Raw genomic sequence first — 9,182 nt, forward strand, 5'->3', positions numbered from 1 at the left:
GCGAATCTTCGACACGGTGAAACATTACTCGCATTGTACACCAACGGCGGCGAGGCGCACCAGATCACGCCGTCTGTGCCGCCATTCCACAACGCCTGACACACTGCCTTCGCCCCGGCGTTTATGGTATTCTCTTCTGGAAGTCATCTGGTGAGGTGGAGGCGGTGATGCGCCCATCACGGTTACTCGGGTGTTTGGTCAGTACCCTGCTGCCGGCTGCGTTGATCTGGACGGCGGCCGCCGGCGCGGGGGACCCGCCCAGCCTGCAGCGGGCGAAGGAGCTGTTCAAGGCGCGCCAATATGCCGAGTCTCTCGAGGCGTGCGACCAAGCCATCGCCGAAGATCCCGCCTACGCCGAAAGCTACCGCCAGCGCGCCCTGTGCCGCCAGCGCCTCGGCGATCTGCCCGGCGCCTTGGCCGATCTGGACCGGGCGATCGCCGTCGATCCCACCGACGCCACCAGTTGGAGCTCCCGTTCATCGCTCAAACGCCGGATGAAGGATGCCGCCGGCGCATGGGCCGACATCGAACGGGCGGCCGCGCTGGCACCGGACAATGCCCACATCCTCAACAACCGCGGTCTGCTGCGTTACGACCGAGGCGATTACCCGGGCGCCGTCGACGACTACACCCGCGCCCTCCGGGCTGATCCGCGCATGAGCGCGGCTTACAACAACCGCGGCCTGGCCAGGGAAAAACTGGGCGACCTGAAGGGGGCGCTCGCCGACTACACCCAGGCCGTCGAGTTCAATCCCCGCAACGCCGACGCGTTCTCCAACCGCGCCTATTGCCGCAACAGGATGGGTGACGCTACAGGCGCCCGGCAGGACTACGCGCAGGCCCTGGCCATCGAGCCCGGCCACGACTTTGCGACGAAGCAGCTGGCCAAGCTCGGCGGCGGGCCTGCCGGCGGCTCACGCCCGGACGCGGGCGCCCCGACCGGCCCGTCCACGGCCGGGGCCATTCCCCCATCCGGTACACCGGTCCGCTTGCCCACCCTGACATTCGAGGCGTCCGACCCCTGCGCCACAGCCGCCCAACCCCGCGACGGCATGCCGTGGCAGACGCCGGGCCGCCTGCCCACCATCACCCGGGCGCCGGGTAGTCTGCCCGCGGCGGCCGCCCTGCCCCCCTTCGCCGACTTCAACCGGATTTCCCAGACGCAGTACAACGGGGAGGTCTCCATGGCCATGGAGGGGATGCGGCTGCTCTACGGTCCGATGTCGCCGGAGGACGAGCAGCGTTTCCAGACCGCGTGGGCACCTCTGTTCGATCACCCGACGCCGGAGGCAGCGGAATACCTGCGCCGCCTCATCCCGCTGCTTGGCCAGTTCCTGGCCGGCCGGGAGGCGTTCATCCGGACGGCCGTGGCGGTGGAGGCGAGCCTCCGGGACGCTGCCGTGGGCGTGGCAGCCGGCACGCGCGACTGTTACCTGGATGCCATGGCCGTGGCCAGTCGGCAGGAGGAGGTGCTTCGATCCCAGCAGGCGGGCCTCGAGTACGTCGCCGCTCAGATCAAGGCGCTCGGCAATCCGCCCAATCCCTTGACCGCCAAGTGCGCGGCCCGCGAGCGCTACCGCCGGTCCTTCCCGCAAACGCCCTCCGGCCTGGACGGCGAATGGGTCAGTGACGGCGGGGCGCGGCTCTACTTCAAGACCGTGAAGCGGTACCCGGGCAACCTGGCGCTGGTGTACCAGTATTCGTTCGCTTTCGCCGACACGCTCGCGGCCGCCGGCGTGACCGCCGCCAAACCGGGCTGGGTGACCACCAGGGACGGCAAGCAGATCCTGGTGCCGGGGCTGGAGGACGCCCTTCGGCTGGTGGAAGAACAGCCCGACGGCGTGCTCCTGTCGTCCCCGCAGGAGCTCGGCGCCACCCTGGACGGCTTCTTCCCTGATGGCGAGCGTTTGCACTACGTGCGCTACGCCACTGGCCTGACGGACCGATGGACATTCTCCGGCACCACCTACTACCGCGCCCCCGCCGCCCACAGCGAGCCGCCCATGCTGCCCGGCCATACGTGGACCGCGCTCCTGGATGTGGCCACGCGCTACGAGTCGCAGCGGATCCAGCAGCTGCAGCGGGCCAAACAGGAGTATGCCGCCCAGGTTCAAGAACTGCTTGCCTGTGATCCGGAGAACCTCCCCGCACCGCCTCCCGTGCGGAACCCGTGGGACGAGGGCCCGTACAAGGCGGACGATCCCCGCTCCAAACAGCCGACCGACTCGACGGCGGAATCGACGGCCGTTACAAGAACGAAGACGACCACCCGGAGCCCGGTATCGTCCCTTGAAACCGTGGATGCCGCCACCGTCGAGGCGACGGTAGCCTTCCACGAGGCGATGATCGAGCTGCTGAGCCGGAACCTCCAGAAGGAGCAAACAGAGCTGGAACGTGAGCCGGATCCGGCACGCCGAAAAACCCTGGCCTTCCGGATGATCCAGCTCCAGTCCGACATCCAGGCCGAACAGGACCTGATCGCCTCGTACAGGACGGGCAAAGTGGTGCACACCCGGTCCGCGTTCGACGAGTACGCGTCCGACAAGTTCATCCATCAGGTCCGCGAGGAGGCGGCCCGCGCCGACGCCACCCGCCGGATCGCCGCGCTGGTGGAGCAGCAGGTCGGCCAGCTTCCGGAGGAACACCGGCGGGCCACCCGCGAGCGGGTCTGGAAACTGCTGGACGCGAAGACGGTCGCCAGCGGCGACGTGGAGAAAGTGCTCCAGGTGGCCGGCGCCCTGGACACCATGCTTCAGGGGTACGCGTTGGGCCGGGAGGCGGCCCAGGAGGAGAAGGCCGTCGCCAAAGCGGAACGCGACTTCTACATCAACATGGCGGTCATGGCGGCGGGGGCGGTGACCATCGGCGTCGGCTGCGAAGCCCTGGCCCAGGCGTACGGCGCCGAAGCGGCCATCACCCAGTGGGGCCCGCACATCCTGGGTTCCATCTACGGTGGGACCACCGGTCTGGTCATGGGCGGCCCCACCGAAGGCGCCTACCAGGCCATCGCCTGGTCGTCGCCCGTGGGCTTGCTGGCCACCCAGTTCTTCGACGGTTACCGTCGCGAGCCGGCGGACGCCAAGTCCACTTCTTGGGAGGACCGGGTCTGGGCCGGCGCCCGACAGGCGGGAGCCGCCTACCTCATGGGCAAGGCTGCCCAGATCGGGACCGGCCTCTTCGTCAAGGGCGCCCTGAGCTACTACGGTCCGGACAGCACCCTGTTCAAGCCGGTGCTGGGCCCCGGCCGGAACGTGAAGCTCGCCTTCGACGCCGCCCGCATGCAGCAGGACGTCGATGACGCAAAGGCGCTCATCGGCTTCTTCCAGGAAAAGCAGGCGGCCATGGCCCGGTTGCGGGCGCAGCTGCCGGCCGGCTCGCCCCAACTGGCTCAGGCGGAGCAAGAGCTCGGCCGCCTGGCCGCATCGCTCAACTCCTCGTATCACTGCAAGCTGCTCATGAAGTACCACGCCCACCCCGCGGTGCGGAGCCTGTTCACCCGGCTGGTGGACCAGTCGTACGCCGAGGCGATGCCTGAGATGCTCCGGCTCCTCAAGGCCCAGGGCTACGACGTCAGCAACCTCCGCTTCAAGCCCATGCGCAACGCCTCCAGCGCCGGCACGTCCAGCATGGACCTGGACCTGGCCCTCATGGAGACGCCCAACCTGGTGATCACCAAGAACGGCAAGCCCGTCTCCATCGCCCAGTTCCAGCAGGACGGGCAGCGGGCGCTCAACGAGGCGTACCACGGCGTCACCGGCTTCAGCGCCACCCGCTCGGAAGTGAACCTGACCACCAGCGCCCACGCCGAATCGTTCGCCTCCAAGCGCCTGCTCAAAGCCAAGGTGAACTTCGACCAGCTCACCGCGGAGGAAGTGGAAAGCATCGGCAAGGTGCTGGGGGTGAAGCACGACAAGATCGAGGGCGACCCGGTGCTCGGCGAAATCGCCAAGCTGCAGGCGCAGAGTCGGGAATCGGCCAAGGAGATCGACAACATGCTGTTGCCGCAGCTCCAGCAGAAGCTCTCCAAGGCGCCCGCCGGGAGCCGTGAGGCCCAGCAGGCCCAGGCCGACCTGCACTACTGGCAGGACATGTCGCGCAATTTCAAGCAGGCGGCCACCCGGGAGACCAACCCGTACGCCATCCTCCAACTGGACCGGACCGTGCGCCAGCAGACGGGGGGCAAGGGTTTTCAGGAAGTGAACCGGGACCTGGCCCGGATGTTCCGGCGGTGATGTGCCGGGCGATTCGGCGGTTTCCGCGCGCAACAACCCGGCGCTTCAGACCAAGTGGCGGGCTGATGCCGGCCAGCCGGGCTGGGCGGGATCCTCAGCGAGCACGTCCGCCAGCGTCTCCAGCAGGCGCGCCGCGGCGGCGGAGTCGAACGTCATGGGCGGGCGGATCTTGAGCACGTTGTCGTGAGGTCCTTCGGTACCCACCAGCACGCGCCGTTCGCGGAGCCGATTCTTCACGTAGGCCGCCTGGGCGGTGGCCGGCGCCCTCGAGTCGCGGTCGACGACCAGATCCACGCCGATGAAGAGGCCCGTCCCGCGCACATCGCCGATGAGCGGGAACTCCCCGGCCAGGTCGGCGAGGCCAGCGAGCAACTCCGTCCCCACCCGTGCCGCATGGGCCTGGAGCCCCTCTTCCTCGAGGACCTGCTGGACGGCGATCCCCACGGCGCACGACACGGTGCTCCCGCCGAACGTGCTGAAAAACTCGGGGCCGGCAGCGAATGACCGGGCGATCGTCGGCGTCGTCACCACGGCCGCCAGCGGATAGCCGTTGCCCATGGGCTTTCCCAACACGAGGATATCCGGCACCACGCCCAGGTACTCGAAACCCCAAAACGTGCCGCCCAACCGCCCCAACGCCGTCTGGACGTCATCGGCGATACAGACGCCGCCGGCGGCCCGGACGTCGCGGTACACCGCCTCCGCGAATCCCGGCGGCGGGACGATCTGGCCGCCGACGCTGGGAAGGCACTCGGCGATGTAGCCGGCAACGCGCCGCCCGGTCCCCTGCACCACCGCCAGCACGGCCTGTACGTCGGCGGCGTAGCGGGCGCCGGCCTCATGGTCGCCGGCCCGATGGGGACCGCGATACGTGTCGGGAACCGGGGTGATGTGCACCCACTCCTCGGCCCCGCCGCCGCCCGGCCGTTTGAACTTGTACGGGCTGATGGCCATGGCCCCGGTGGTGTGCCCGTGGTAGGCGTGGTCCATCACCAGCATGTCACGGGCGCCGGTGTGGATCCGGGCCAGTCGCAGCGCCAGTTCGTTGGCCTCGGAGCCGGAGTTGACGAAGAAGCAGACCGACAGCGGTTCGGGAAGCTTCGCCGTCAGGCGCTCCGCCAATTCGGCCAGGCCATCGTACAAGTAGCGGGTGTTGGTGTTGAGGAGCCGGAGCTGGCGCTCGGCGGCCGCCACGACCTTCGGGTGACAGTGCCCCACGTGGGGAACGTTGTTGTAGGCGTCGAGGTAGGCGCGCCCCTCGGCGTCGTACAGGAAGTGCCGCCAGCCGCGCACCGGCCGAAACGGCTCCGCGTAGCTCAACCGGAGATTGGGAGCGAAGCGCGCGGCGCGGCGTGACTGCAATGCGTCGGGGGATGTGTCCATCCACGCGATGGCCGCATCGGGCAGGTTCAGCAGGGGCGCCGGATTGGGGTACAGCACGGCGCAGGCATCGAAGTCGTCCGGGTCGGCCACACCGTCGGGCGTCTCCCCCCATGGCTCCTCGCCTGCCGCCAGAAGTTGGAGGTGGAGATGGGGCGGCCAGTCGCCGTTCTCCGGCCGGCCGCCCAGGGTGGCGAACACCTCCCCCGCGTTGATGCACCGGCCGATCTCCAGATCCGTGAAGACAGGCCGGGCCAGATGGCCATAGAAAGTCGCGAACGGGTCGCCGTCATCCGTGCGGTGCCGCAGCAGCACCCACCCACCGTAATCGAACCGGTCCGAAGACCAGCCCGCCGCCGCCACCTCGCCCGCGAGCGGCGCGCGCACCGGCGTGCCCGCAGGCGCGAACAGATCCACGCCCAGATGGCGCGTCCGGCGGGGCGCCACCGGATCGTCACCGCCGCCGAACGCCGGAGTTGAGTAGATGGGTCGCGGCTCGCCCCAGCGGCCGATGCCCACTCGATTCCCGCCGGCGCCCACCTGCGCGTCGATGCGCCCGGCACATTCCGCCGGATCGAATCCGTCGAGGCGGCTCCCGCCGACGGTTGAAGCGAAGGAGAGGTCCAGCACCCGCCCCGCCGCGGCGGACCGGTCCGACCCAAGCACCTCGGCGAACGTCCCCGACCGTTCGCGGAGCCAGGCGCCCACGCGCGCCGCGCCCGGGTGCGCCGCCAGCCCGCAGGCGGCGCGCCAGCGGGCCTCGACCCGCCGGGGATCGCCATCGCACAGCCGTTCCAGCAGACGCCAGGCCGGCGCCTCGCTGACGGTGAGGTACGGGTCATCGGGGCGCTCGCGCGCCACCACTGCGGCGTTGACGACGCTCACCGCCAACCGGGTGAGTACCAGGGGGAACAACAGCGCCAGCTCGTCATCAGTGAATGGAAAAACCCGGTGGTAGCCGGCGATCAGGCCCGCGGCCGCCGCCAGCGGATGCTCCTCGCCCATCATGGCGTAGGCCGCGGCCACGGCCACCTCACCCGCCACCACGGAGCGGCACATGTCGCCGAAGTCCACGATGCCGGAGAGCTGCTGACGGCCCTGCTCGTCGTAATCCACCAGCAGGTTGTGATCGTTGGCGTCGCCGAAAATGGCGCCGCGGCGCAGGCCCCCGAGCCGCGGGGCGACCTGAACGGTGAATCGGTCCATAACGCGCGTCAGCCGATCCCGCCGCCTCGGGTCATCGACCCGCTTCAGATGCGGCAGGATCCAGTCTGCCTGACACAGATTCCACTTGAGCGCCCGATCCAGCGCCGGATGCTCGAACCCCGCCAACGCCGCGTCCAGACGACCCAGCGCTTCGCCGATCTGCTCCAGCAGTGCCGGTGTGTGCGGGCGCACCGCCGCCATCATCCGGCCGGGAAGGAAGGTCAAGAGCCAGGCCAGGCGCTCTCCGCCGGCGTCTGCCAGGAGAGTCGTGGACGCGCCCGCGCGCGTCGGCACCACGCGTTGGAGCGGCAGCTCCGGCGCCCGCTCAGCCAGTCGCGCCAGCGCCCGGCACTGCATGTCCACAAACGCCGGATCGCAGCCGGATCGCATGATTTTGAGGAGGTAGCTCTCCGCCTCGGCGTCCACGCGGATGTTCAGGTCGTACTCGCCCGGCAGCAGCCGGCAGGTTCCGGCGATTTCATATTCCTCGCGAAGCAGCCGGTCCACCGTCTCGCGATGGGTCATGAACCACTCGTTGCCGGTGATCATGATGTCACTCCGCTCCTGTCGAGTCAGGCCGCACCGCCGCGGTCACGAACCGGTTCCCTTCAGCGCGAAGTCCACCGCCGCGCGGGCGTGGATCGTCGTCGTGTCAAACAGGGGGATGCGGCCCTGATCCTGTGTCACAAGCAGAGGGATCTCCGTGCAACCGAGGATGATGCCCTGAGCCCCACGACTCGCGAGGGTGTCGATCACCCGCCAATAAGCACGTCGGGATTCCGGATCGATGATGCCCCGGCTCAACTCGTCCATGATGACCCGATGCACCAGCGCCCGGTCGTCGGCGTCCGGGACCAGCGCGGTGATGCCGTGCGGCTCCCGCAACCGGTCCCGGTAGAAGGGCTCCTCCATCGTGAAGCGCGTCCCCAACAGCCCGACCGTGTCGCGGCCCGCTTGCCGGATTTCCCGGGCGGTCGCGTCCACGATGTGCAGGATGGGAATCCGGATCGCCTGCCCGATGGGTTCGGCGAACTTGTGCATGGTGTTGGTGCACAGCACCAGAAAGTCGGCGCCGCCGCGCTCGATCGCCTGAGCGGTTTCGATCATCACCGCCATCACCCGATCCCACTCTCCCCGCTCCATGTGGGGCTGAACCTCCCCGAAGTCCACCGACACCATCACGCTGGCGGCCGAGTGGTTGCCGCCCAGCCGTTCCCTGGCCATTTCGTTGATCAGCTTGTAGTACACGAGCGACGACTCGCAGGTCATGCCGCCCAGCAGGCCGATCGTCTTCATGCGCATGCTCCTGGTGAAACAATGTCATCGGCCATCCGTGCACCCGGCTCCCCGCTCCCTGTCCGGCAGTCGCGGAGCCACGTGTCTGCAAACAGCACACAGCCGGTGCAGCCGGCCAGGATCCCAGTGGAACAGGATCAGAAGGTGTTCCCCAGACCCTAACACGGGTAGTGCTCCGGGACATTGTACGTCCGGGGACCGTCGCCTTCAAGCGGCTGTCCGTTGAAGACGGTTTGGATCCGATTCAAGCAGGGCCTAGGTCGCGTCATGAAAACAGAATCGCCCGATGACCGTCACGCGCGGGCATCCAAGGATCGCGGGGTATCAGCGACGGGCAGACGGCAGCAACTCGGCGAGAACGGTCGCTGCCCGGCACGCGCCGTCGGTGGGGATGGGCGGGTACAGGTTGGGCGTGGTCATCTCCGACACGATGAGCTCGGCCAGCGTGTCCGGCGTCGTGCCCGGGTAGTTGAGCCGGTAGCCGGCTTCGTGCCGGTCCAGGCGGTGGGTGACATGGGGCTGCTGCTCGACTGCTCATCGGGTGGGAAGTAGATGAACGGCCGCCGCAGCGCCGCGAGCTCCAGCGTGGTGGCGCCTCCGCCCGGCACGACAGCCAGGTCGCCGGCGGCGAAGTGCTCGTACAGCCGGTCCGACAGCTGACCGGATGGGCGATCCGCCGATCTGTTGTTTTGGATCGCTCTCATTGACGTCCACTGGATGGCATTTCTGCGCAAAGCCATGGCCGGCAACGCGGATCCATTGACGATGTGGGACCGGACCGCCTATAATCCCACCACCTGAACCAGCTGAACGTCGGTTCACGTTCAGAAGGAGGACACATGCCGTCACACGCCGGCGCCCGCCCCAAGCGGTGGGGATGCGGGTGCGCTCTGCTGGCGGTGGTTCTCGTCGCTGTGTCGAACGGCAGCGTCCCGACGCCGTCCCATTACGGCCTCATCCCTCCCGGCGTTGCGGAGGCGGACGTGGTGGGCCAGGCCGCCCGAATCGCCCCCACCCCTGTCCAGCTCGCCTGGCAGGAGCGGGAGTTCATCGCCTTCGCCCACTTCG

4 protein-coding genes are annotated in these 9,182 nt (G+C 68.7%); 2 read left to right on the plus strand and 2 right to left on the minus strand.

Features of this window, described 5'->3' with window-relative positions; translation table 11 throughout:
- Nucleotides 1-167: 167 nt before the first annotated feature.
- Nucleotides 168-4,232, plus strand: coding sequence for a tetratricopeptide repeat protein (locus GX414_08215; protein NLI47077.1), 4,065 nt, complete (start codon nucleotides 168-170; stop codon nucleotides 4,230-4,232).
- A 45-nt stretch (nucleotides 4,233-4,277) separates the two neighbouring features.
- On the opposite strand, the gene GX414_08220 is transcribed toward GX414_08215, so the two are convergent.
- Both GX414_08220 and GX414_08225 read right to left on the minus strand, forming a co-directional pair.
- The gene (locus tag GX414_08220) at nucleotides 4,278-7,343 is read right to left on the minus strand and encodes an aminotransferase class III-fold pyridoxal phosphate-dependent enzyme (protein ID NLI47078.1); all 3,066 of its coding nucleotides are present in this window, start codon (nucleotides 7,341-7,343) and stop codon (nucleotides 4,278-4,280) included.
- Nucleotides 7,344-7,409: 66 nt separating this feature from the next.
- Entirely contained in the window at nucleotides 7,410-8,114 is a 705-nt protein-coding gene (locus GX414_08225; protein ID NLI47079.1) for an aspartate/glutamate racemase family protein, read from the minus strand.
- Nucleotides 8,115-8,953: 839 nt separating this feature from the next.
- Here GX414_08225 and GX414_08230 point away from each other — a divergent pair.
- Nucleotides 8,954-9,182, plus strand: a 229-nt coding sequence (locus GX414_08230) for a hypothetical protein (protein ID NLI47080.1), incomplete at its 3' end; no start/stop codon positions are given.

The sequence above is a fragment of the Acidobacteriota bacterium genome (genome assembly GCA_012517875.1).
Taxonomy (GTDB): domain Bacteria; phylum Acidobacteriota; class JAAYUB01; order JAAYUB01; family JAAYUB01; genus JAAYUB01.